Origin of the sequence: Rhodococcus sp. 27YEA6, assembly GCF_044908235.1 — a bacterium.
Taxonomy (GTDB): domain Bacteria; phylum Actinomycetota; class Actinomycetes; order Mycobacteriales; family Mycobacteriaceae; genus Rhodococcus_F; species Rhodococcus_F qingshengii.
On sequence record NZ_JBIYCY010000001.1, the window covers coordinates 244,811 to 266,466 of the forward strand.

A 21,656-nucleotide genomic window follows, 5' to 3' on the forward strand; every position below is an offset into this window, starting at 1 on the left:
TATCGACGCCCGAGAAGATGAGGATGAGAATGAAGAAGATTCGTACCGTTGCACTGAAGGTGGTTGCTTCGGTGTCCGTAGTTCTGGTTGTGCTGGTATCGATAGCGCTCGTATTCAATGTCGGCTCCAGCAAAGCGAGCGTTCCGGCCGGGGAGACGGGCAACCAGTTCGTGTCCGTCGACGGAAAGAACATGAGCTACTCGATCCGCGGCAATGGCGATCAGACCATAGTGCTGTTACCCGGGTTCGGAACGTCCGCACCGATTCTCGACTTCACACCGCTTGTCAACGAGCTCGCACCTGACTACCGCGTCGTCACGATCGAGCCCTTCGGTTACGGCTACAGTGATGGAACGGACAAGGACCGCACGACTGCGAACATCGTCGAAGAGATTCATACGGCAGTACAGTCGCTGGGAATTGACGAATACATCCTCATGGGGCACTCGATCACTGGTCTCTATGCGCTGGACTACACCGCGAAGTACCGTGACGAGGTCACCGCATTCGTGGGTATCGACAGCAGTGTTCCAGGGCAGCCGAACATGGATACCAAATTCCCGATCGACGCACTCCGAGTTGGAAGGCAATTGGGCTTGGCGGAATTGCTGTCCAAGGTCGTCGGTGGTGAAGCCTCGGACGAGTACCTCGATCCCGCCGCAAAGGACGAGATGCGACAGTTGACTGCGAAGAACAACTTCAGCGATACCTATCTCAACGAGATGGATCATCTTTCGAGTAACTTTGCTGAAGCAATCGGCAAGACGTTCCCAGCCGATCTTCCGATTCTGTTGTTCGCCGTGAACAATTCAGAAGTTCAGGGCTGGACAGAGCTGCACGAGGGGCAGGCAGCCTCCGTCGATCACGGAGAGGTGATCTTGCTGGACGGAGACCACTACCTGCACCACACCAGGTCGAAGGAAATCGCCGAGAACCTCGGAAGGTTCTTGGGTGAGCTGAACTGAATCCGGGAGGACGTTAAAGTTGGAGGCGGGGCCATCGAGTCGAGATGGTCCCGCTTCTTTCTTCTCCACTGATCGTTCGGAGGCATTGTGGCGCAGACCTGGTCACGCGAAGAACTGGTGAGCGAGCTGGACTCGGCGTATTCGAAACTCGAAGCGTTACTCGACGGCGTCGCCGAGGCCGATGCGTTCGACGCCGTTGCCGTCGACGCGTGGACGGTGCACGACGCACTCGCTGTGCGTGTCTGGTGGGCAGAGGCCGTCGCAGAGTGGATAGGTGCCGGGCTGCGAGACGAGGCTCCGCAGACGCCGGCGGCGGGTTACAAGTGGACGCAAACACCCGCACTGAACCAGTCGGTTGTCGACGCGAGCATCGACATTCCGGCTCAGGAGCTTCGTGACCGCTTGGGAGCTGCTGTTGCGATGTTGCGCAACTACATCGAGACCCTTGACGATGATCAACTGCTGTCGGTCGGGGTTTTCTCGTGGACCCGGACGTGGCCGGTCTCGAGGTGGATCGCCGTCAACACGATCACCCAATACGCGTCGTTGTCGAAAATGATTCGGCGAGTGCTGAAGTCGAACAATCAGCCCTGAAGTCGATGCATCCGCCATACGTCCGGTCCGTCGGGGAGCGAGGTCTGGCCGACGATCGTGAAACCGAACCGTTGGTACAGCGGTAGATTTCGTTCGGTCGACGTATCGAGCCAGCAATTCTGTTCGGTTCGATCCAGTTCCGCCAAAGCATGTTTCAGTAGCGCAGAACCCAATCCGGTTCCGCGTGAGCGCGGCGTCGTACCGATCGTTGCCAACGACCACGCGTTGTCGGGGACGGGAAGCGCAGACAGTTGTTCGTCAGCCTGAAGAACGCGCTCGAACCGATCTCCGTGCAGTTCGACGATCTTCTCGACGGTCGCTTCATCAGGCTCTGGAGCGTCCGGCGGCAGGACTGCGATGACGCCGTTGACGGAATCGTCGATGTAGGAACGCCCGAACGGTAGTGCCAGGTGTTCGAGATAGATCCGTTGCAGAGTCGCGACGCGTTCCACGTGGGCGTCCTCGGCGACGCACCAGTTCGTCCAGGGGTAGTCGGCAAACGCCTCGCCGAGAACCTCGGCGGCACGGTCGAGGTCGTCGATGGACAGCGGTCGAACAGAATTCTGCATAGTGCCACTTCAGCACAGTGAGGTCTTCTGTCGCCACTCGATTTCGGCGGTGTAGCAGGTGCGCGGGCCGTGGTCACGTACTTGTGAGTTCATTCAAGAAAGTTGGACGCGGCTGTCGATCCTGCGTTGACTGGTAGTGATCGGGTAATCGCCGAGCTGTCAACTTCGGGCACGTGAGATCCGGGTACGGCGATTCCCCGCGAAGGGAATGAATATGAACAGGCTCGAAGGCAAAAATGTAGTGATCACAGGCGCCGCCAGTGGAATCGGTCGTGCAGCAGCACAACTCATGGCGGCAGAGGGCGCCAAGGTGTTGGTCGCCGACCTCGATCCAGCTCGAGCGGAGGAAGCGGCGGCGGCGATACGCGAGACCGGCGGCACTGCGCTGGGTTTCGGCGTCGATGTCATGAACGAGGACTCTCTGGCAGCGATGATCGAAAAGGCGGTCGCCGAATTCGGCGGCATCAACGTCCTGTGTAATCACGTGGGCGGTAGTAACCCGCGCAAGGATCTCGACCTGCTCCGGATGGACTTGGACGAGTGGGATCGCGTGATGTCGCTCAACGTCCGCAGCACTGTCGTCGCTTCACGACTTGCCATTCCGCACATGAACAGTGCCGGTGGAGGATCGATCGTCAACACGGCCTCGGTAGGTGGATTGATCGGGGATTCCCTGCAGTCTGCCTACGGATCCGCCAAAGCGGCAGTCATTCGTCTGACGCAGTACATCGCAGTCCAGTACGGAGCAAACGGCGTTCGGTGCAATGCCGTAGCGCCGGGCGCGATCATGACACCCGCTCTCGTGGACAACATCCCCGCTGATGTCATCGACGGCATGAAGCAGGCAAACGCCCTGCCTTACCTCGGCGAACCCGAAGACATCGCGCATGCCATGGTCTACCTGGCTTCGGACGAATCTCGCTACATGACGGGGCAGACCCTGGTGGTCGACGGCGGACTCACCAGCAAGAGTCCGCTCGCGACCGGCCGTTCGTCGATGTTGAGCTGAATCAGCTCCGCCAACCGCTGGGGCCGGCGCCCAGAACCTCGATGGATCCCTGACTGGCGTGTGAATGCTTGGTGCGGTGCGTCATTCGCCACTTTCCGTCGATCCGCGCCCATGAGTCGTGGTAGTCGCCGAGGGTGAAGAAGTTCAGGTGAGCCTTGCTCCCGGTGCCCACATGCATGTCGCTGACATAGGAGCGGCTGGTGGCGAGATCGCCGACCACCTCGACCAGCACGTTACCGATCAGATGTTGGGTGGGACCGCACTCGTCGAGGAACGAGCGGATGGACGCCACTACCTCGGCGGGTCCGCGCAGAGTTCCGGTGCCCAATTCTGCCGTAGCGTCCGGCATCATGATCCGGTGGAGTTCATCCCACTCTCGCGCATCCATAGCTCGGGCGAACTCGAAGATGGAGCGGGTGATCTCGCGTTCGTCGAGAAGAGTGGTGATGTCGATGCTCATGCTGTGCGCCTTTCTTAACGTCGGGGGGTTAATAAAGGCGCACAGCAGATGTCAGCGGTTGAGCAGCTTGCGCATCGCTTCGGCAGCGCCCTTGACCATCTTGTCTCGGGGGAAGCCACTGCGCTTCTTGGCGCCTTCGTAGTTTCCTGCAGCCACCCAGATCGGGCCGTCGGCAAGGTGTTCGAGACCTTCACGTGCAACATCTTCGGGCTCTGCGACGTTCATGCCCGGGATGTCGAAGTTCAGTCCCGCGCGAATCATAGCGGGTGTGCGAGTGACACCGAGAATGAACTCGACGACGTGAACGCCGTACGGCTGGAGTTCGAGCCACAGGCTTTCGGCGAAGATGCGCCCGAATGCCTTGGACGCCGCGTAGATGCTCTGGTGCTCGGAGCCCATGAATCCGGCCAGCGAACCGAGCAGCATGATGCCGCCGCGTCCGCGATCCTTCATCAATCCGCCGAAGTGGTGCGAGAGTTCGAGCTGCTTGTTGATGTTCAGCTCGATGACTCCGGCAAATCCCGTCAGATCTCCGGTGACGAACTCGTGGCCGTAGCTGTTGGCGCCGGCGTTGAAAATGAGGAGACCAACCTCGACGTCGTCGGTGACAGCCTTGATCTGATCGAGCGCGTCCGGAACGAGCAGATCCAATGCGAGAGTGCGTACTTCGACGCCGTTGGCGCGTGCCTTGGCCGCGGTCTCCTCGAGCGGGCCCGGCTTGCGGGCGATGAGAACGAGGTTGATGCCGATCTTGCTGAGCTCGTCGGCGAACCCTGCGCCGACACCTTCTGAACCGCCGGCGATGACTGCCCACGGGCCGTAGTACTGAGGATCGATCATTACTACCTTCTTCGAAAGATGTTGGCTTGACTAGTGAAACGGAGTCGGTACGGGTTCGCTGTCGTCGACGATCGGCTGAGGCACCGGCTCGTCGTTGAGGATCTCGAGTTCGCCCGCTGTTGCAGCGTTCACGATGGACGCGATCAAGGCGCCGCACTGCTTGCGAGGGGCACCGGGTCGTCCCTCTCGCTGCCCGAATTCACGGTCGTCGGCGATTTCGAGGCACTGGGCGCGGGCCTGGTCACTCCACTGAACGGTGGTGTGTTCCCAACTGTTCTTCTGGACCAGGACCTGAGCCTTGCACTCAGCGCACTGAAGAGGCTGCATCTTCGTCTGCCCTCTTTGCAGCGAGGTTGTCTTCGACTTCCTTCTGCCAGGCTGCGACGGGTCGCGCGGTGTCGAGTTCGAATTCGAAGCGCTCGGTCATCTCGGGAGCGATGTCCGCGACATCGACGTAGAACTGTTCGTACCAGCGACGGAGCTGGTAGACCGGGCCGTCTTCTTCGCACAGGAGCGGGTTCTCGATGCGAGTCTTGTTCTTCCAGATCTCGACGTCCTGCTCGAAGCCCTTGGCGATGAACGTGCCGAAGTTCGCGGCCATCGCGTCGGCGGCTTCACCCTGGAAGCGATCCGACTTCTTGACGATGATGCCGTACTGGAGCACGAACTTGTCAGCGCTGACCGGGTAGTGGCAGTTGATGAGCACAGAGTCGACGTTGTAGTCCTCGTACTCGTAGGTCAGGTCGTCGACCATGAAGGAGGGGCCGAAGTACGTGGCAACCGAGTTGCTGCCGACCATCTTCGGGGTGCCTGCTGCGTGGGGACGCATGTCCGAGCGAGCGACGCCGCGCATGTACTGCGTTGCGGCGTGGCCTTCGAAGACGTTCTTGAAGTACGTCGGGAAGGAGTAGTGCACGTAGAAGAAGTGCGCCATGTCGACGATGTTGTCGACGATTTCACGACAGTTGGTGTCGACGGTCGTGGTGTACCAGACCCAGTCGCTCCACTCGTCGCTGAGCGCGCCTTCGATGCGGGGGATAGCCACGTCGTCGGTCGGCGGGTTGCCCTCGGGGTCGTGCCAGACGAAGAGCATGCCGTCCTGGTCGAGGGTTTGCCAGGCGCGCGTCTTGGCCAGCGGGGGGACGCGGCGTGCGTACGGAATCTTCTGGCACTTGCCGTTGCCGCCCCAGCGCCAATCGTGGAACGGACAGGCAATGGCGTCGCCCTTGATGGTGCCCTGGCTCAAGTCGCCACCCATGTGACGGCAGTACGCGTCGAGGATCTTGACGTTGCCTTCACTGTCGGCGAAGACGACCAGTTTGGTGCCGAACGCCTCGATGGAGTGCGGCTGGCCGTCCTTGAAGGACTCCGTGAGTCCAATGCAGTGCCATCCACGCGCAAAGCGTGTAGGCGCGGTTCCAGCTTGGATCTCGCGAACCTCGTCGTTGTCGGACTGAGTGATCGTCACGATGAGTCCCGTCCTTTCCAGGGGCAGTGTCGACGCCCGACGCTAGGGGAGCGTGAATTGCCTCTGGGGTCTCGTCTCACTGGCCGGGACCATCGGCGAGCGCGAGGATCCGGCGGCTGATCCCGGCCTCCGGGACTTCCGATCACCGGAACGCGTGACCGACATATCGTGACGGGGCAGCCGTTATGTCTATCTGCCGATCCGCTCCCTCACGGTTCGGTGCGAGGAGTGTCTCCCATGGTCAACAAGGTTCTGAGTTCAGTCCGTGATCTGCTCCCGAAGATCGCGGCCCGCGCTCAGAAGGTCGACGATTCGCGCAAGATCTCCGAACGGACCATCCGGGAGCTGTCCGAAGCCGGCGTCTTCTCCATGCTGGCGCCGAAAAGATACGGAGGTGCCGAGAGCGACCCGGTTCAGTTCTACGAAGTGGTCAGGGCCATCTCGGCTGCCTGCGGCTCGACCGGTTGGGTCGCGTCGGTGGTGGGGGTGCACCCGTGGCACCTTGCACTTTTCGACGACCGAGCGCAGGCCGACGTGTGGGGAGAGGATCAGACGACGCTCATTTCGTCCGCCTATGCGCCGGTCGGTCGACTGACGGCGGTGGACGGAGGCTACGAACTGTCGGGCCAGTGGGGTTTCTCCTCCGGTTGCGACCACGCGAGTTGGGCGTTGCTGGGAGCGATGGTGGTCGGCATGGATGGTCGTCCCGTCGATTTCATGACGGTGTTGGTGCCGCGCACCGATTACGAGATCCGTGACGTGTGGGATGTCGTGGGGATGCGCGGCACCGCGAGCAACGAGATCGTGGTCGAGAAGGCCTTTGTTCCCGAGCACCGATTGAAGCGCAACTACGAGACCGCACAACTGCGTGGGCCTGGCCAAGCGGTCAATCCTGGCCCGCTGTACAAACTTCCGTTCGGGAGCATCTTCACCTCGACGGTTGCCGCGCCGTGTGTGGGCATCGTCGCCGGTTGTTACGAGGGGTACCTGGACGTGATGCGTGAGCGCGTCCGTCTGAGTTTGGGTGGTGGACGGTTCAGCGAGGATCAGTTCGCTCAGGTCGCCGTCGCACGTGCGTCGTCGGAGATCGATGCTGCGATTTTGCAGATGGATCGCAATATCCGGGAGATGTACGAACTTGCTGTGGCCGGTCAGGAGCTCCCACTCTCGATGAGGCTGCGTGCGCGTCGTGATCAGGTTCGTGCGACGGAACGCTCGGTGGAAGCGATCGACATGCTTTTCAAGACGGCAGGCGGGAACTCCCTCTCTCGCGGAAACCCGATCGAGCGTGCGTGGCGTGACGTTCATGCGGGCAGCGTTCACGTTGCCAACGAACCCGAGCGCGCGTTGGCGCTCTACGGCCGGGCGGCGTTCGGACTGCCGGTGGAGGACAACCTGATCTGACGGGTTGGCGCGTCACCGGGTGGGGTATTTGCCTTTGGATGAGGGAAGTACCGGCTCTGACCATCGGCTCGATCGTCGACATGGCGGGTGTCGCGCGCGCGCGAAGGTGATGCCGGCCGGCCGAACCGGTGTCTTCGAGAAAGCCGGTGCGGGAGTCTCACCGAGCTGGAACGTCTTCTGTAGCGACGATCGGATTGCCTTCACCGATTCCTTTTCCGTCGTGGGTGATCTCCGGTTGCGTATCGACCGCTCCGACCTCCGTGATCTCGGCGGGGGCGTGTCGTGGGCGCCGGCGACGTTGCACGAGCAAGACGGTGCGACGGCTGCCGTGTGTACTCGGTCCGCACTCACTGCCGTCGTGGCGCGGCTTGCCGCCGACGGACTGGAAGCTCGGGTGGGTCACGAGATCGAGTTCACTCTTTTCGGTGATGCGTGCAACGGAGCGTGGTCGGCGTACGGGTTAGGTGCAGTCCTGCTCCGCGAGGACTTCCTCAAGGACCTTCTGCGCAATGCCGAACGCGCACAACTTCATATCGAGCAAGTGCATGCAGAGTACGGACCGGATCAATTCGAGATCTCCATCGCTCCGGCAACTCCTGTTCAGGCTGCCGACCTGGTGATACTGGCCCGGATCTTGATCAGCCGCACTGCCAGAGCCCACGGATTGGCGGCCTCGTTTTCACCGATACCTACGGTCGGAGGTGCAGGGAACGGTGCACACCAGCACTTTTCGTTGAACTCAGGTGGGCGGCCCGTCTTCTCCGGTGGCGGGCAGGAGTACGGGATGACCGACAAAGGATCGTCAGCTTTGGGTGGAATCCTCTCTCACCTCGCGGAATTCACGGCCATCTTTGCGTCCTCACCGCTCTCCGGGGTCAGGCTGCGACCGGACAATTGGTCGGGGGCCTACGTCTGTTGGGGGCTCGAGAACCGGGAAGCGGCACTGAGGTTCTGCGCCGAGTCACCGTCGAATCCACACGGCGCCAACGCCGAAGTGAAAATCGTCGATCCATCGGCCAACCCGTATCTGGCGACCGCTGCGATACTTGGCCTTTCGCATATCGGTATCGGCAATGCCTCGCCATTGCCGCCGGAAATTGTGGTGAACCCGTCGACTCTCACGGAGGCGGAACGTGATGAGCGCGGGGTGACCCGAGTCCCCACCGATCTGCGCGAGATAGTGCAGAAGTTCAACTCCTCCTCGGTGGCGAAGGAAATCTTCGGGGAGTCGATCATCGAAGCGATGGTGTCAGTGAAGGGAGTTGAGCGCGAGACTTTCTCCCAGATGGACGAGGCGACAACCGTCGAGCGGCTTCGATATACCTGGAGCTGAAAGGGTTGACGCGCAAGATGTCGAGTCCTATGTTTAAGCTATTCCTTAATTAAGGAGTTGCTTACATGGACGAGCGAAGTGGCCGACTCGATGCAGTGTTCAGCGCATTGGCCGACCCGACGAGGCGTGAAATGCTCTCTCGCCTCACTGATGGTTCGATGACCGTCGGTGAGTTGGCCGAGCCGTTCGAAATGAGTCGACCCGCCATCTCTCAGCATCTGAAGGTGCTCGAGCGAGCCGGTCTCATCGAACGAACCGCCACCGCGCAATGGCGCACGTGCACCCTTCGCGCAGAGGGTCTCGACGACGCCAGCGCCTGGGTCGACGAACACCGGCGAGGCTGGAACGAACGCTTCGACCTCCTCGACGAGCGTCTACGTGAGCTGAAGCAACGTCGACCGAAGAAGGAGAAGGACAATGAGTGACCAGAACGTCGATGCCACTGCAGAATTCACCATCACCCGGATCTTCGATGCGCCGCGCGACCTTGTCTGGCAGGCGTGGACCGACCCCGACGAGGCGGCGCGCTGGTGGCATCCGAAGGGTGTCAGCAGTCCTCGGGAGTACGTCACGATCGACCCCCGGGTTGGCGGAACGTACCGCTACCTGATGATCAACGACGAGAACGGAGCCGAGTACCCCACCGGCGGAACCTATCTCGAGGTCGACGAGCCGAAGAGGCTGGTCTTCACCTGGGGAAATCCGAGTGATCCGGTGGATGCCGCACCTCGGATAACGGTCACGCTCGCAGAACGGGGTGACAAAACCGAAATGACCTTCCACCTGGTAGGAATTCCGGGATTCAAGGGTGACGGGAATGTGTACGACGGATGGGAATCCGCTTTCGACGTGTTGGACGAAGTTCGCGCCGGCGACTAGTCGGGAATCGGACACCGCGACAGCGGTGCCGGTGATTGAATGGGGCTGATAGTCCATTCTTCACCGACGCAGGAGAGCCCGATGGCACCAGAAGTTGCGGTAGTTCTCGAGGGATACACCTACTTCGAATGCCCGCGCTGGCACGAGAACCGGATCTGGGTATCGGACTTCTACACCTACCAGGTGATTTCGGCCTGCGAGGACGGGACAGACATACGCGTCGAGGCGGAGGTTCCAGGGCAGCCGTCCGGGCTGGGGTGGCTTCCGGACGGCAGATTACTGGTCGTCTCCATGCGGGACCAGAAGATTCTGCGGCGAGAATCCGATGGCGAGTTGGTGGTGCACGCAGACTTGTCCGGGTACGTCAGTGCCAACGTCAACGACATGCTGGTCGACGCACAAGGACGAGCGTACGTGGGCAACTTCGGGTTCGATCTGATGAACCTGGCCCCCGTCGAGACGGCAGATCTCCTCCGCGTCGACCCCGACGGATCGGTGCACGTCGTCGCGCGAGATCTCCACTTCCCCAACGGAATGGCTCTGACATCGACCGGAGATCTGCTCGTGGACGAAACGCTGGGAAATCGAATCAGTGCGTTTGCCGTCCAGGCCGACGGCTCTCTGGGTGAACGCCGCGACTGGGCGTCGTTCGGGCCGGTGCCTGGTGGAGCCGAGATGGAGACCACGCTCGCTCAGATCGTCGTTGCGGCGGACGGGTGTTGTATCGACGGAGACGATTCGATGTGGGTGGCCGATGCCCTCGGAAGCCGTGTTCTTCATGTGGGCGCCAGCGGGGAGATAGTCGACGAAATTGCCTTCGACAGCGGTGTCTTCGCTTGCGGACTCGGCGGTTCCGACGGTCGTACCCTGTTCGTTTGTGCCGCCCCGGATTTCAACGAACACGCTCGCAAGGTGGCTACCGAAGGAAAGCTGCTGTCGATTCGCCTGGAGCCTTTGAGCTGATATGGAATTGGTGACCTCGCTACCTGCCGACACTCCGCTGCGGCAGGTAGCTCAGCACGTCCGACGCATCGAGAACCTTGGTTTCGACACGGTGCACATCTCCGAAACCATTCGTGATCCGTTTGCGGTGGCGGCCCTGGCCGTCGAGCACAGCAGTACTCTCACTGTCCGGACGTCGATGGTTGTCGCGTTTGCGCGCAGTCCCATGGTGACGGCTTTGGCTGCCTGGGATCTTGCGGGTTTCTCGGGTGGGCGATTTCAACTGGGGCTTGCGACGCAGGTGCGTGGGAACATCGTCGGGCGGTACTCGATGCCGTGGACGGATCCTGTTGCGCAACTGCGTGATTACGTCAGCGCTGTACGCGAGATCTTCCGAGTTTTTCAGGAGGGCGGTGAACTCGACCATGCCGGAACGCACTACACCTTCGACCGGTTGCAGCCCTACTTCAATCCGGGGCCGCTCGATGTTCCGGCTCCGGAGATCTGGACCGGGGGAGTGAACTCTCGCATGTGCTCACTGGCGGGAGCCGTCGCCGACGGTTTTGTTTCTCACCCCACCAGCTCCCATCCGAAGGTGCTCGCGGAGAGGATCATTCCATCGTTGACGGCAGGAGGAAGGAAGCCGCGACTGATTGCCGTTCCGAAGATGATCACCGGCAAAGATCCTGCCGCGATACTTGCTCAACGAGAAGCGGTGCGCAGTGAACTTGCCTTTCTCTACTCCACTCCGACGTACCGAGTCGCGCTGGAGGTCCTCGGATTATCCGAGGTCGGGGAAGAACTGACAGTGATGGCGCGGGCAGGTGATTGGGCTCGACTACCTGCCGTCCTCACCGACGATGTTCTCGACAGGCTGGTCACGCAATGCACCTACGCCGAACTCCCCGAGGTGCTGAGTTCGAAATACGCGAGTCTCTGCGACGGCATTGCACTGGCGGTGCCGGCGAATCCCGCCGACGACCGCGTCTTCGCAGCGATGTGTGAGGAGATTCGAGCCGCCGCAGCGTCTGCCCCGTGACGTCCAGTCGGCGCGAACTACACTCTCGACATGGGGCGCGTCTACGAAGGCATCGATGAAAAGCTCACCACGTGGTTGCAGGCTCAACCGCTGTTCGTCGTTGCCACCGCACCGTTGTCTGCTGACGGGTTGGTCAATTGCTCACCCAAAGGGGGAGTCGGATCGTTTGTGGTGCTGACATCCACCCGGGTGGCGTACCTCGACCTCACCGGCAGCGGCGTGGAAACCATCGCGCACGTGCGCGAGAACTCCCGAATAACACTGATGTTCATGGCGTTTGAAGGCCCGCCGAAGATCGTACGACTGCACGGTCACGGACACGTTCTGCTTGCAGGGTCGGAACCGTTCAACGAGCTTGTCGGTAGGTTCCCTGAGCACCCGGGGCTGCGGTCGATCGTCGTGGTCGATCTGACGCGCATTTCGGATTCGTGCGGATACGCAGTACCGCTGATGGACTACCAATCCGATCGTGACGTGCTCGACCGCGTAGCGGAGAAGAGGGGGCCGGAGCGGCTCATCGCCTATCGCGCCGAGAAGAACGCGAAGAGTGTGGACGGGTTGCCCGGTATCGACCTGGAGTGATACAAAATCGCGTCGCCGTGCGAAAGAGTGTGGGGCAGGTGATTCTGACATTGCCTGCCCCACGTCCTCGTTGTGCTGGTTACTTCGCCATGTCCTGGGCTGCTCGGTACGAGAAGACCATGGCCGTGCCGAGCGGAACGCCAGGACCGGGGTAGAAGCGGCCGCTCAGTGACGCGCTCGTGTTGCCGGCGGCGTACAGGCCGTCGATGGCGCTGCCGTCGGCACGCAGGACTCGACCGTTGACGTCGGTGGCCAATCCGCCCTTGGTGCCGAGGTCACTGAGGACGATGCGGGCCGCGTAGAACGGACGGTTCTCGATCGCCGTCAGTGCCGCATTCGCGCCGCCGTTGGGTGGGCAGAAGAATGCGTCGTACGGGTCTTCGCCGCGATGGAACTCTTCGTCGACTCCCAGCTTTGCGGCGTCGTTGAACTTTTCGACAGTGCTGCGCAATGCGTCGGCCGGCAGTCCGGTCTTGGCGGCGAGTTCTTCGAGAGTGTCGGCGGCGACCCAGGTTCCGGCCTCGAGGTGCTTGGCGGGCGCCGTGTTCGGGATGCAGATGGCAGGTAGTCCGCCACCCTCGCGCGAGTCGAAGATCATGAACGACGGCACTGCAGAACCGTTGTCGTCGTGCGCATCCATGGCCCGGCCGAACTGGTCGTACGGGAGAGACTCGTTGAGGTAACGCTCGCCCGCGTTGTCGACGACGAGTCCGCCGCGAACGCCGACCATGAATGCGGCGCTGCCGTCCGGCTGCTCGACGCCGGGGCAGAACCACGCCTGATCGAGCAAAGCGGTTGCGCCACCGACAGCAATTCCGGCGGAGATCGCGTCACCGGTGTTGGCGCCGAAGGGACCCATACTCCAGATCGCTTTGCCGGGGGTGCCGGCCTGCTCACGCATCTCGGCGTTGCCTTCGATGCCGCCCGCTGCCATTAGCACACCGCGGTTCGCCTTGATTCGCTGGGTTTCGCCGCCGGATTCGACCTCGGCGCCGACAACCCGACCGTCTTCCACGATCAGGGAGGTGAGGATGGATTCGGTACGAAGTTCTGCGTTACCGGTGCTCTGGACTGCGGCCAGCAGTCGGCCGATCAGTGCGCGCCCACCGATCATCGGGCCGGGAGCATGATCCTGACCGGTGCGGTCTTGGTCGAGTTCCGGACGCACCTTGCCGGCGAGGTCACCGATGTCGGCGGGATCGAGATCGAGAGGGTTGATGGAGCGTCCCGTGTCCATCCGGCCTTCGGCCTTGTAGTAGTCGGGGAACGCACGGAACTCGAATTCGATGTGCGGGTTCTGCTCGAGTAGTGCGACGACATCGGGAGCGGTCTCGACATAGGCATCCTGGCGCTCGGACTCGGCGTCGCCGAGCAATGCGCGCAGATAGGTGCGTGCGTTCTCCGTCGAGTCGGGGAGTCCCGCACGTTCCTGTACTTGGGTTCCCGGCAGCCAGATGGATGCGCCCGAGTACGCGGAAGTTCCGCCGAAGCGATCGGTTTTCTCGAGGACGATCGTCGTCAATCCTCGAGCTGCCGCGGTGTATGCGCCGGTCAGCGCGCCGCCGCCGGAGCCGACTACCAACACGTCGCACTCGGTGGTCCAGTCCTGCATCATTGCGTCCTTACTCCAAGAGGGTGGGGTGTCCACGGAATACCGCACGGGGAGAGAAGGCCATGCCAGGTCCCACTGAGCGGGCAATATGCCGAGATGGGTGGTCGAGATGAGAGAATTGGCGAGGTCGTTCGCGACCGGGACACAGAATCGATGATGGGGGCGACGTTGCCGAGAATTGCCGAGGTCAGGGACGCTGCAGAGCCCAGTTCGGACGAGCAGCGGGCGCGCCATGTGCGGATGCTGGAAGCGGCGGCCGAATTGGGGACCGAGAAGGAACTCTCACGGGTACAGATGCACGAGGTCGCCAAGCGGGCGGGCGTGGCCATCGGCACTCTTTATCGCTATTTCCCCTCGAAGACGCACCTCTTCGTCGCTGTGATGGTCGAGCAGATCGACCAGATCGGTGCCAGCTTTGTCAGGCATCAGGTTCAGTCGGACAATCCGCAGGATGCGGTGTACGAGGTATTGGTTCGCGCGACTCGCGGGTTACTGCGTCGGCCGGCTCTCTCGACTGCGATGCTGCAGTCGTCCAGTACCGCCAACGTCGCGACGGTGCCGGACGTGGGAAAGATCGATCGCGGCTTCCGGCAGATCATTCTCGATGCGGCCGGGATCGAGAACCCCACCGAGGAAGACAACACCGGGTTGCGTCTGCTGATGCAGCTGTGGTTCGGGGTCATCCAATCGTGCCTCAACGGTCGAATCTCCATCCCCGATGCGGAGTACGACATCCGCAAGGGATGCGACCTGCTTCTGGTGAATCTCTCACGGCACTGACGTGACTTCGCCCCTCTCTGGGGAGGGTTCGTCATGTTCGCAAAATTGAAATCAATTCTATTTTTGAATCCGCATCAGTTGAGAGTTGATGTCAATCCGGACATTGCCCTGACATCGTTAATAGAATAAATTACAGAAAATTAGACGGTGAGCCAGCTCACCGACCGAAAACTCCACGAAGGAGCGAACATCATGGGTCATGCAGTCATCGTCGAGGCCGCTCGGACACCGATCGGCCGTCGTCGCGGCGCCCTGGCGGGACTGCACCCCGCCGAGATTCTGGGAGCAGCGCAGCTCGGCGTTCTCGAACGGGCAGGCGTCGCACCGGAAGACATCGGACAGATCGTCGGCGGCTGTGTCACCCAGGCAGGTGAGCAGTCCAACAACGTCACGCGGCAGGCGTGGCTGCACGCCGGATTGCCGTACAGCACCGCGGCAACCACTATCGACTGCGCCTGTGGATCCGCCCAGCAGGCAGTGCATTTGATTTCCGGCCTGATTTCGTCTGGTCAGATCTCGGCCGGTATCGGCTGCGGCGTCGAGGCTATGAGCCGTGTGTTCCTGGGTCAGGCAAACGCACCGGGAACGGGAAACCCGTACCCGGACGACTGGACCATCGACATGGGTGACCAGTTCACCTCCGCGCAGCGAATTGCCGAGAAGCGTGGGATCACGCGCGCCGACGTCGACGCGTTCGGTCTGGAATCGCAGCGCCGCGCAGCTCAGGCTTGGGCAGAAGGACGCTTCGACCGCGAGATCGTGCCCGTCAAGGCTCCCGTGGTGGACAAGGAAGGCGTGCCTACCGGTGAGATCGCCACTGTCACTCGCGACGGGGGACTGCGTGAGACGACGGCAGAAGCGCTGGCTGGGCTCAAGCCGGTCATCGAAGGCCATATCCACACCGCCGGCAACTCGTCGCAGATCAGTGATGGCGCGGCTGCGGTACTGCTGATGAGCGAAGAGCGCGCACAGGAACTGGGATTGAAGCCCCGCGCGCGGATCGTCGCGTCCGGCATGGTCGGATCCGATCCCTTCTATCACCTGGACGGGCCGATCGAGTCCACCCAGATGGTGCTCGACAAGGCCAAAATGACCTTGGACGACATCGATCTCGTCGAAATCAACGAAGCCTTTGCCTCGGTCGTGCTCTCCTGGGCGCAGGTTCACGGCGCAGACTTGTCCAAGGTCAACGTCAACGGTGGTGCGATCGCGCTCGGGCATCCCGTCGGTTCCACGGGCGCTCGTCTGATCACCACTGCGCTGCACGAACTCGAGCGCTCGAACAAGTCGACGGCTCTGGTCACGATGTGCGCCGGTGGCGCTCTCTCGACCGCCACCATTATCGAACGCATCTGACCCGTACTGACACTGTCGAATTGACGAGGTAGACATGACTATTGGATTGAGTGAAGAAGATCGTGACCTCCGCGACTCCGTACGGGGCTGGGCGGCGCGTCACGCAACACCCACCGTCGTCCGTGAAGCCGTCGAGGCGAAGGTCGAAACTCGCCCCCAACTCTGGAACGGGCTTGCCGAGCAGGGGCTTCTCGGACTACACGTAGCCGAGGAATTCGGCGGCGCAGGATACGGATTGGTCGAACTCGCCATCGTCGTCGAGGAACTTGGACGCTCGATGGTTCCCGGACCATTCCTGCCGACGGTAGTGGTCAGCGCTGTTCTCAGCGATGCCGGAGAAACGGACAGACTGCCGACGCTCGTGGATGGCAGCACGCTCGGAGCTGTTGCACTGCAGCCGGGTTCGCTGAAGATCACCCGCGACGGCGACAACACCACCCTCAGCGGAACGTCCAGCCTTATTCTCGGCGGCCATGTCGCTGACCTGTTCCTCCTCGCGACGGACAGCGGATTCGTTCTGCTCGGACGTGACCGCCTCGAGGTCACGGACTTGGCCAGCTACGACGTCGTGCGTCGTAACTCCGAGGTCACCGTCGACGGTTTGGTGCTCACCGATTCCGAGATCCTCACCATCGATACCCAGCGTGTACTCGACATTGCCGCAACACTGTTCGCGGCCGAGGCATCAGGCTTGGCCGACTGGGCAGTTACGACGTCGGCCGACTACGCGAAGGTACGTCAGCAGTTCGGTCGCCCGATCGGCCAGTTCCAGGGTGTCAAGCACAAGGCTGCACGTATGCTCGCGCTTTCCGAGCAGGCACGCGTCTGCGCTTGGGACGCTGCGCGTGCGCTGACTCCCGCCAACGGCGTCGGTGCCGAAGAGGCTTCTCTCGCAGCAGCCGTCGCCGGAGCCACGGCCCTCGAGGCTGGCTTCTCCGTCACGCGTGACTGCATCCAGGTGCTCGGCGGAATCGGCTACACGTGGGAGCACGACGCGCACCTGTACCTGCGCCGCGCGCAGTCCCTGCGAATTCTGCTGGGTTCCACGGCATCCTGGCGTCGTCGCGTTGCCGAGCTGACCATTGCCGGAACCCGTCGCGTGCTCAGCGTCGAGCTGCCGCCCGAGGCCGAGGCGATCCGAGCCGACGTCCGAGCCGAGCTCGCTCCTGCACTCGAACTCGAAGGCGCCGCCCAGAAAACGTATCTCGCGGAAAAGGGCTACACCGCACCGCACTTCACGGCTCCGTGGGGCAAGTCCGCCGATGCCGTCAGCCAGCTGGTCATCGCCGAAGAGCTACGCGCTGCGAAGATCAAGCCGCACGACATGATCATCGGCAACTGGGTCATCCCGACGCTCATCGCGCACGGCAACGAAGAGCAACTTGCCAAGTTCGTCCCGCCGTCACTGCGCGGCGACATCGTCTGGTGCCAGCTCTTCTCCGAGCCCGGCGCAGGTTCCGACCTCGCGGCGCTGAGCACCAAGGCCACCAAGGTTGATGGTGGCTGGAAGTTGCAGGGCCAGAAGGTGTGGACGTCGATGGCACGCGACGCGCACTGGGGAATCTGCCTCGCGCGCACCGACGCCGACGCACCCAAGCACAAGGGCCTGTCCTACTTCCTCATCGACATCAAGAACAGTGGCCTCGACATTCGTCCGCTGCGCGAGATCACCGGTGAAGCACTGTTCAACGAAGTCTTCTTCGACGATGTCTTCGTTCCCGACGAGTGCCTGGTCGGCGAGCCAGGCGACGGCTGGAAGCTCGCTCGCACCACGCTGGCCAACGAGCGTGTCTCGCTGTCCAACGACTCGTCGCTCGGATCGGGTGGCGAGGCTCTTCTGAGCCTGGTCGACGGACTGCCCGGTGGCATCGACGACGAGCAGCTGACCGTGCTCGGAAAGGTGCTGTGCGACGCGCAATCCGGTGGTCTGCTCGGTCTGCGCACCACGCTGCGCTCGCTCACCGGCGCGCAGCCGGGTGCCGAATCCTCGGTGGCGAAGCTGATCGGTGTCGAGCACATCCAGCAGGTCTGGGACGTGGCAATGGAGTGGGCCGGACCGAGTTCACTTCTGGGCGAACAGCATCGGATGTCTGCAACCCAGATGTTCTTGAACTCGCAGTGCATGTCCATCGCGGGTGGTACAACCAATGTTCAGCTCAACATCATCGGTGAGCGAATCCTGGGTCTGCCTCGCGACCCTGAACCGGGAAAGTGACCTGCACATGAGCAATCGCACCTTCGTCATCGGCGTCGGCATGACCAAGTTCGAGAAGATCGAGACCCGCGACTGGGAATACCCGGACATGGTGACCGAAGCCGTCTCGAATGCCCTGACCGATGCCGGGATCGGCTACGGCCAGATTCAGCGTGCTGCGGTCGGTTACGTGTTCAACGCGTCGACAGCAGGACAGCGAGCTCTCTACGAGACCGGTCTGACCGGCATTCCGATCTTCAACGTCAACAACAACTGCGCGACCGGCTCGACGGCGCTGATGATGGCGCGCGAGTGGGTCCAGGCCGGACAAGCCGAGTGCGCCTTGGCCGTCGGCTTCGAGAAGATGACCAAAACGGCGTTGACCGGTAACGGTGAGATGCCCAAGGTCACGACCTTGGACTCTCAGCTGAAGATCATGGTCGAGGATTACGGGTTCGCCCGATCGCCGATGACAGCTCAGCTGTTCGGTAACGCTGCCGTCGAGCACATGAAGAAGTACGGCACCACGGTCGAGCAGATCGCAGCGGTGGCGGTCAAGAATCACAAGCATTCGGTGAACAATCCGTACGCACAGTTCCGTGACGAGTACACCCTCGAACAGGTACTCGGCGACAAGATGATTCACGAGCCGCTGACACGCTCGCAGTGCTCGCCGACCTCGGACGGCGCCGGAGCCGCGATCGTCGTGAGCGAGAAGTTCGTGCGTGAGCACGGCCTCGAAGACCGGGCGATCGAAATCGTCGCACAGGCGTTGACCACTGACACCGAGGCAGCGTTCGCCGAGAAGTCGATGATCGACGTGGTCGGCGCGCCGATGACGGCAGCTGCGGCAGAGCAGGTCTTTGCGCAGGCCGGGATCACCATCGATGACGTCGACGTCATCGAACTGCACGACTGCTTCGCGATCAACGAGATCATCACCTACGAGGGCCTGGGGATGTGCGCGGTCGGAGAAGGCGGAAAGCTCGTCGAATCCGGCGCGACCACGTACGGCGGCCAGTGGGTCGTCAACCCGTCGGGTGGTTTGATCTCGAAGGGACACCCGCTGGGCGCGACGGGCTTGGCGCAGTGCGCCGAACTCACGTGGCAGCTCCGCGGGACCGCGGATGCGCGGCAGGTCGAAGGCGCTCGTATTGGCTTGCAACACAACCTCGGACTGGGCGGCGCGTGCGTCGTGACGGTCTACCGAGCCGGAACTTTGGAGAACTGATGGCTATCGATCTCGAGGTGGCGTTGGCCGCCGAACCGACTGTGCGCGAGGCGTCGTGGACCGATCGCGACGTCATGCTCTACCAATTGGGACTCGGGGCAGGGGTGAATGCTCTCGATCCCGCTGAACTGACCTGGGTGTACGAAAAGGGGCTGAAGGTACTCCCGACGTTTGCAATGGTTGCAGGCCAGGGAGTTTCGGCGGGTGTACTGCCCGCACCGTCGATGAGTATGCCGGGAATCGACATCGATCTGCGAAAGATCCTGCACGGTGGGCAGTCGCTGGCACTTCACGCGCCCATCCCGTCGACGGGTGCTGCCCGTATTTCCTCTCGGGTCGCCGATGTCTGGGACAAGGGAAAGGCAGCTGTGATCGTTCTCGAGACGGCGGCCGAGGACCTGGACGGGAATCCGTTATGGACCACCGGAATGCAGATCTGGGCGCGCGGCGAAGGTGGATTCGGCGGCAACGCCGGACCCGAAGTTGTTGCCGGGGTGCCTGATCGAGCGCCCGACAAGGTACTGACGTCGAGCACGAGTCCCTCACAGGCGCTGGTGTACCGACTCAGTGGAGACATGAACCCGCTGCACGCTGATCCCTCCTTCGCGAAGATGGCGGGCTTCGATGCACCGATTCTGCACGGCCTCGCGTCGTACGGCATCGTCTGCAAGGCCGTGGTAGACGGGATTCTCGACGGAGATCCGACGCGGGTGAAGAACTACTCGGTGCGGTTTGCCGGTTCGCTCTTCCCCGGCGAATCCATCACCACCTCGGTATGGCAGGACGGCAACACACTGACGTTGGCGGCGACGTGCCCCGAACGCGAGAACTCCCCGGTTCTCACGCACGCAACAATGGAGATCAACTGATGGACCTCGGTTCGCACCCCACAGCAGCGACACATCCGGGCGGCACGATTCTGACGTCGCCGCCGCAGGACGCCCCGGTCGACCGGGCCACGGCAGCAGCGCGTCGCGTTGTCGACGCGATGCTGCGCACCGACCGCGGAAACGCCAATCTGGACCGGGTTGCGGAGGAGCTCAACAGCATTGCAGAGCATCTCGAACAGCACTCACCCGAGGTGGCCGAGCGGTTGATCGACATGTGGAACGGTGAGGGCGTGACTCGTCACGACCCCGTGACCGGCCCCGAGAACGCCATTGCGCCGCCGCTCGTTCTGGAAGGGCTCGCTGACGGGTCGGTGCAGGGAGTGGTCACGTTGACGCTGCCGTACCAGGGCCCTCCCGGCCATGTGCACGGCGGTGTTTCGGCGCTGCTGCTCGATCACGTTCTCGGCGTCGCGAACGCCTGGGGTGGAACTTCCGGCATGACAGCACAATTGAGCACTCGGTACCATCGCCCGACTCCGCTGTTCGAGCCCCTCACGATCAGCGGCAAATTCCTGTCCAAGGACGGCCGCAAGATTCACACCGTCGGTGAGATCAAAACTGCGGACGGCGAATTGTGTGTGTCGGTAGAGGGACTGTTCATCGACAAGACCGTGCCGCGCCCCAGGTAGGGGCTTCGCCCCCGTGCGCCTTTTTGGTAGTGGGAACTACCAAAAAGGCGCACAGGGGTTCTGACGAAGGAGGGCCCAGTGGGCAAGCTCGACGGACGTGTAGCAGTGGTCACCGGTGCCGGTATGGGCATCGGGCGCGGAGTGGCGGGCGCGTTCGCGCGTGAAGGCGCGTCGGTGTTGGTTGCCGAGATCGACGAGGCAGCGGGCCTCGAAACCACCCAGTGGTTGCGGGACGAATGGGGCGCGGAGGCGGAATTCGTCCGGACCGACGTCACTGACAAAGCTCAGGTTGTTGCCATGGTCGACAAGTCCGTCGAGCGGTTCGGACGCCTCGACATCCTGGTCAACAATGCTTGGCGGACTTTCGGTTTCGCTCGGCTCGAGAAGATGTCCGACGAGCAATTGCGCGGCGGTTTCGACATGGCAGTGATGGCGGCATTCTGGGCGATGCAGGCTGCCCTGCCGGAACTGGAGCGTCACGGCACGGGCCGCGTGATCAACATGTGCAGTCTCAACGGCGTGAATGCTCACATGTACTCGGTGCAGTACAACGCGGCGAAGGAAGCATTGCGAACCCTGACTCGCACTGCTGCCCGCGAGTGGGCTCCCAAGCAGGTGAACTGCAACGTCATCTGTCCCGGTGCGCAGAGTGCGGCGTACAAGCGTGTCGCCGAAGCCAATCCGGAGAACGTGGCAGTGATGGCCGCACAGAACCCGATGGGGCGGATCGGCGATCCCCTCGACGACATCGGCCCCGTTGCGGCCTTCCTGGCAAGTGACGACAGCCGTTACGTCACCGGCAACACCCTCTTCGTCGACGGTGGTGGGCACATCAACGGCGTGCAGTGGGCGCCGACCGTCGACTGATCGACGGCGACGC

The 21,656-nt window shown here is 62.2% G+C and carries 22 protein-coding genes and 1 pseudogene; 17 read left to right on the plus strand and 6 right to left on the minus strand.

The window, feature by feature from the left end:
- Nucleotides 1–29: 29 nt before the first annotated feature.
- Nucleotides 30–965: an alpha/beta fold hydrolase gene (locus tag ABH939_RS01225; protein WP_042448442.1), complete on the plus strand. Its 936-nt coding sequence runs from the start codon at nucleotides 30–32 to the stop codon at nucleotides 963–965.
- A gap of 87 nt (nucleotides 966–1,052) precedes the next feature.
- Nucleotides 1,053–1,559: a ClbS/DfsB family four-helix bundle protein gene (locus tag ABH939_RS01230; RefSeq protein ID WP_064687730.1), complete on the plus strand. Its 507-nt coding sequence runs from the start codon at nucleotides 1,053–1,055 to the stop codon at nucleotides 1,557–1,559.
- Here the strand turns inward: ABH939_RS01230 and ABH939_RS01235 are convergent.
- Complete coding sequence (locus tag ABH939_RS01235; RefSeq protein ID WP_081558444.1) at nucleotides 1,550–2,128, minus strand: GNAT family N-acetyltransferase; 579 nt, start codon at nucleotides 2,126–2,128, stop codon at nucleotides 1,550–1,552. The two genes, ABH939_RS01230 and ABH939_RS01235, sit on opposite strands and share 10 nt — an antisense overlap.
- A 214-nt stretch (nucleotides 2,129–2,342) precedes the next feature.
- On the opposite strand from ABH939_RS01235, the gene ABH939_RS01240 reads away from it, so the two are divergent.
- On the plus strand, nucleotides 2,343–3,137 hold the full coding sequence (locus ABH939_RS01240; protein ID WP_081558443.1) for an SDR family NAD(P)-dependent oxidoreductase: 795 nt from the start codon (nucleotides 2,343–2,345) through the stop codon (nucleotides 3,135–3,137).
- A gap of 1 nt (nucleotide 3,138) precedes the next feature.
- On the opposite strand, the gene ABH939_RS01245 is transcribed toward ABH939_RS01240, so the two are convergent.
- From ABH939_RS01245 to ABH939_RS01260, 4 genes are read right to left on the minus strand one after another with little or no spacing between them, the layout of a single operon-like run.
- Nucleotides 3,139–3,597 carry a nuclear transport factor 2 family protein gene (locus ABH939_RS01245; RefSeq protein ID WP_256519921.1) on the minus strand — a complete coding sequence of 153 codons (459 nt, stop codon included), beginning with the start codon at nucleotides 3,595–3,597 and terminating at the stop codon, nucleotides 3,139–3,141.
- Nucleotides 3,598–3,648: 51 nt separating this feature from the next.
- Nucleotides 3,649–4,437 (minus strand): SDR family oxidoreductase, encoded by a 789-nt coding sequence (locus ABH939_RS01250; RefSeq protein WP_020909164.1) that lies wholly within the window; start codon nucleotides 4,435–4,437, stop codon nucleotides 3,649–3,651.
- Between the two features lie 30 nt (nucleotides 4,438–4,467).
- Nucleotides 4,468–4,764 carry a hypothetical protein gene (locus ABH939_RS01255; RefSeq protein ID WP_003940353.1) on the minus strand — a complete coding sequence of 99 codons (297 nt, stop codon included), beginning with the start codon at nucleotides 4,762–4,764 and terminating at the stop codon, nucleotides 4,468–4,470.
- Complete coding sequence (locus ABH939_RS01260; RefSeq protein WP_058037661.1) at nucleotides 4,742–5,905, minus strand: Rieske 2Fe-2S domain-containing protein; 1,164 nt, start codon at nucleotides 5,903–5,905, stop codon at nucleotides 4,742–4,744. The genes ABH939_RS01255 and ABH939_RS01260 overlap by 23 nt, the downstream gene beginning before the upstream one ends.
- 237 nt (nucleotides 5,906–6,142) lie before the next feature.
- On the opposite strand from ABH939_RS01260, the gene hsaA reads away from it, so the two are divergent.
- The 7 genes and pseudogenes from hsaA (at nucleotide 6,143) to ABH939_RS01295 (ending at nucleotide 12,084) form a co-directional block, all read left to right on the plus strand.
- Nucleotides 6,143–7,309 (plus strand): 3-hydroxy-9,10-secoandrosta-1,3,5(10)-triene-9,17-dione monooxygenase oxygenase subunit, encoded by a 1,167-nt coding sequence (hsaA, locus tag ABH939_RS01265; RefSeq protein WP_003940567.1) that lies wholly within the window; start codon nucleotides 6,143–6,145, stop codon nucleotides 7,307–7,309.
- Between the two features lie 38 nt (nucleotides 7,310–7,347).
- Nucleotides 7,348–8,642: pseudogene (locus ABH939_RS01270) on the plus strand (glutamine synthetase family protein).
- 65 nt (nucleotides 8,643–8,707) lie between these two features.
- Nucleotides 8,708–9,067 (plus strand): helix-turn-helix transcriptional regulator, encoded by a 360-nt coding sequence (locus ABH939_RS01275; protein ID WP_003940373.1) that lies wholly within the window; start codon nucleotides 8,708–8,710, stop codon nucleotides 9,065–9,067.
- A complete protein-coding gene (locus ABH939_RS01280) occupies nucleotides 9,060–9,521 on the plus strand; it encodes an SRPBCC domain-containing protein (RefSeq protein ID WP_050656857.1) in 462 nt (153 codons plus the stop codon). Before ABH939_RS01275 ends, ABH939_RS01280 begins: the two co-directional genes overlap by 8 nt.
- Before the next feature lie 81 nt (nucleotides 9,522–9,602).
- Nucleotides 9,603–10,484, plus strand: a complete 882-nt coding sequence (locus tag ABH939_RS01285) for an SMP-30/gluconolactonase/LRE family protein (RefSeq protein WP_054831431.1) — start codon at nucleotides 9,603–9,605, stop codon at nucleotides 10,482–10,484.
- Nucleotide 10,485: 1 nt separating this feature from the next.
- Nucleotides 10,486–11,502 carry a TIGR03617 family F420-dependent LLM class oxidoreductase gene (locus tag ABH939_RS01290; protein WP_404649209.1) on the plus strand — a complete coding sequence of 339 codons (1,017 nt, stop codon included), beginning with the start codon at nucleotides 10,486–10,488 and terminating at the stop codon, nucleotides 11,500–11,502.
- 30 nt (nucleotides 11,503–11,532) lie between these two features.
- Nucleotides 11,533–12,084 carry a pyridoxamine 5'-phosphate oxidase family protein gene (locus ABH939_RS01295; protein ID WP_404649211.1) on the plus strand — a complete coding sequence of 184 codons (552 nt, stop codon included), beginning with the start codon at nucleotides 11,533–11,535 and terminating at the stop codon, nucleotides 12,082–12,084.
- A 79-nt stretch (nucleotides 12,085–12,163) separates the two neighbouring features.
- On the opposite strand, the gene ABH939_RS01300 is transcribed toward ABH939_RS01295, so the two are convergent.
- The gene (locus ABH939_RS01300) at nucleotides 12,164–13,696 is read right to left on the minus strand and encodes an FAD-dependent oxidoreductase (RefSeq protein ID WP_404649468.1); all 1,533 of its coding nucleotides are present in this window, start codon (nucleotides 13,694–13,696) and stop codon (nucleotides 12,164–12,166) included.
- A 153-nt stretch (nucleotides 13,697–13,849) separates the two neighbouring features.
- On the opposite strand from ABH939_RS01300, the gene ABH939_RS01305 reads away from it, so the two are divergent.
- The 7 genes from ABH939_RS01305 to ABH939_RS01335 all read left to right on the plus strand — a co-directional run bounded on the left by ABH939_RS01305 (nucleotide 13,850) and on the right by ABH939_RS01335 (nucleotide 21,643).
- Nucleotides 13,850–14,476 carry a TetR family transcriptional regulator gene (locus ABH939_RS01305; protein WP_030536987.1) on the plus strand — a complete coding sequence of 209 codons (627 nt, stop codon included), beginning with the start codon at nucleotides 13,850–13,852 and terminating at the stop codon, nucleotides 14,474–14,476.
- A 192-nt stretch (nucleotides 14,477–14,668) separates the two neighbouring features.
- On the plus strand, nucleotides 14,669–15,832 hold the full coding sequence (locus ABH939_RS01310; RefSeq protein ID WP_083057065.1) for a steroid 3-ketoacyl-CoA thiolase: 1,164 nt from the start codon (nucleotides 14,669–14,671) through the stop codon (nucleotides 15,830–15,832).
- Between the two features lie 34 nt (nucleotides 15,833–15,866).
- Nucleotides 15,867–18,047: an acyl-CoA dehydrogenase gene (locus ABH939_RS01315; RefSeq protein WP_042448414.1), complete on the plus strand. Its 2,181-nt coding sequence runs from the start codon at nucleotides 15,867–15,869 to the stop codon at nucleotides 18,045–18,047.
- Nucleotides 18,048–18,054: 7 nt separating this feature from the next.
- A complete protein-coding gene (locus ABH939_RS01320; protein WP_003940027.1) occupies nucleotides 18,055–19,257 on the plus strand; it encodes a lipid-transfer protein in 1,203 nt (400 codons plus the stop codon).
- On the plus strand, nucleotides 19,257–20,126 hold the full coding sequence (locus tag ABH939_RS01325) for a MaoC/PaaZ C-terminal domain-containing protein (RefSeq protein WP_042448411.1): 870 nt from the start codon (nucleotides 19,257–19,259) through the stop codon (nucleotides 20,124–20,126). Before ABH939_RS01320 ends, ABH939_RS01325 begins: the two co-directional genes overlap by 1 nt.
- The gene (locus ABH939_RS01330; RefSeq protein ID WP_003940283.1) at nucleotides 20,126–20,776 is read left to right on the plus strand and encodes a PaaI family thioesterase; all 651 of its coding nucleotides are present in this window, start codon (nucleotides 20,126–20,128) and stop codon (nucleotides 20,774–20,776) included. The genes ABH939_RS01325 and ABH939_RS01330 overlap by 1 nt, the downstream gene beginning before the upstream one ends.
- Nucleotides 20,777–20,854: 78 nt before the next feature.
- A complete protein-coding gene (locus ABH939_RS01335; RefSeq protein ID WP_003940182.1) occupies nucleotides 20,855–21,643 on the plus strand; it encodes an SDR family NAD(P)-dependent oxidoreductase in 789 nt (262 codons plus the stop codon).
- Nucleotides 21,644–21,656: the final 13 nt, after the last annotated feature.

Bases quoted from the DNA above. Each gene is read 5' to 3' on its own strand.
- ABH939_RS01225 (WP_042448442.1), top strand. From the start codon at position 30: ATGAAGAAGATTCGTACCGTTGCACTGAAGGTGGTTGCTTCGGTGTCC.
- ABH939_RS01235 (WP_081558444.1), bottom strand. From the start codon at position 2,128: ATGCAGAATTCTGTTCGACCGCTGTCCATCGACGACCTCGACCGTGCC.
- ABH939_RS01240 (WP_081558443.1), top strand. From the start codon at position 2,343: ATGAACAGGCTCGAAGGCAAAAATGTAGTGATCACAGGCGCCGCCAGT.
- ABH939_RS01245 (WP_256519921.1), bottom strand. From the start codon at position 3,597: ATGAGCATCGACATCACCACTCTTCTCGACGAACGCGAGATCACCCGC.
- ABH939_RS01250 (WP_020909164.1), bottom strand. From the start codon at position 4,437: ATGATCGATCCTCAGTACTACGGCCCGTGGGCAGTCATCGCCGGCGGT.
- ABH939_RS01255 (WP_003940353.1), bottom strand. From the start codon at position 4,764: ATGCAGCCTCTTCAGTGCGCTGAGTGCAAGGCTCAGGTCCTGGTCCAG.
- hsaA (WP_003940567.1), top strand. From the start codon at position 6,143: ATGGTCAACAAGGTTCTGAGTTCAGTCCGTGATCTGCTCCCGAAGATC.
- ABH939_RS01275 (WP_003940373.1), top strand. From the start codon at position 8,708: ATGGACGAGCGAAGTGGCCGACTCGATGCAGTGTTCAGCGCATTGGCC.
- ABH939_RS01280 (WP_050656857.1), top strand. From the start codon at position 9,060: ATGAGTGACCAGAACGTCGATGCCACTGCAGAATTCACCATCACCCGG.
- ABH939_RS01285 (WP_054831431.1), top strand. From the start codon at position 9,603: ATGGCACCAGAAGTTGCGGTAGTTCTCGAGGGATACACCTACTTCGAA.
- ABH939_RS01290 (WP_404649209.1), top strand. From the start codon at position 10,486: ATGGAATTGGTGACCTCGCTACCTGCCGACACTCCGCTGCGGCAGGTA.
- ABH939_RS01295 (WP_404649211.1), top strand. From the start codon at position 11,533: ATGGGGCGCGTCTACGAAGGCATCGATGAAAAGCTCACCACGTGGTTG.
- ABH939_RS01300 (WP_404649468.1), bottom strand. From the start codon at position 13,696: ATGCAGGACTGGACCACCGAGTGCGACGTGTTGGTAGTCGGCTCCGGC.
- ABH939_RS01305 (WP_030536987.1), top strand. From the start codon at position 13,850: ATGATGGGGGCGACGTTGCCGAGAATTGCCGAGGTCAGGGACGCTGCA.
- ABH939_RS01310 (WP_083057065.1), top strand. From the start codon at position 14,669: ATGGGTCATGCAGTCATCGTCGAGGCCGCTCGGACACCGATCGGCCGT.
- ABH939_RS01315 (WP_042448414.1), top strand. From the start codon at position 15,867: ATGACTATTGGATTGAGTGAAGAAGATCGTGACCTCCGCGACTCCGTA.
- ABH939_RS01320 (WP_003940027.1), top strand. From the start codon at position 18,055: ATGAGCAATCGCACCTTCGTCATCGGCGTCGGCATGACCAAGTTCGAG.
- ABH939_RS01325 (WP_042448411.1), top strand. From the start codon at position 19,257: ATGGCTATCGATCTCGAGGTGGCGTTGGCCGCCGAACCGACTGTGCGC.
- ABH939_RS01330 (WP_003940283.1), top strand. From the start codon at position 20,126: ATGGACCTCGGTTCGCACCCCACAGCAGCGACACATCCGGGCGGCACG.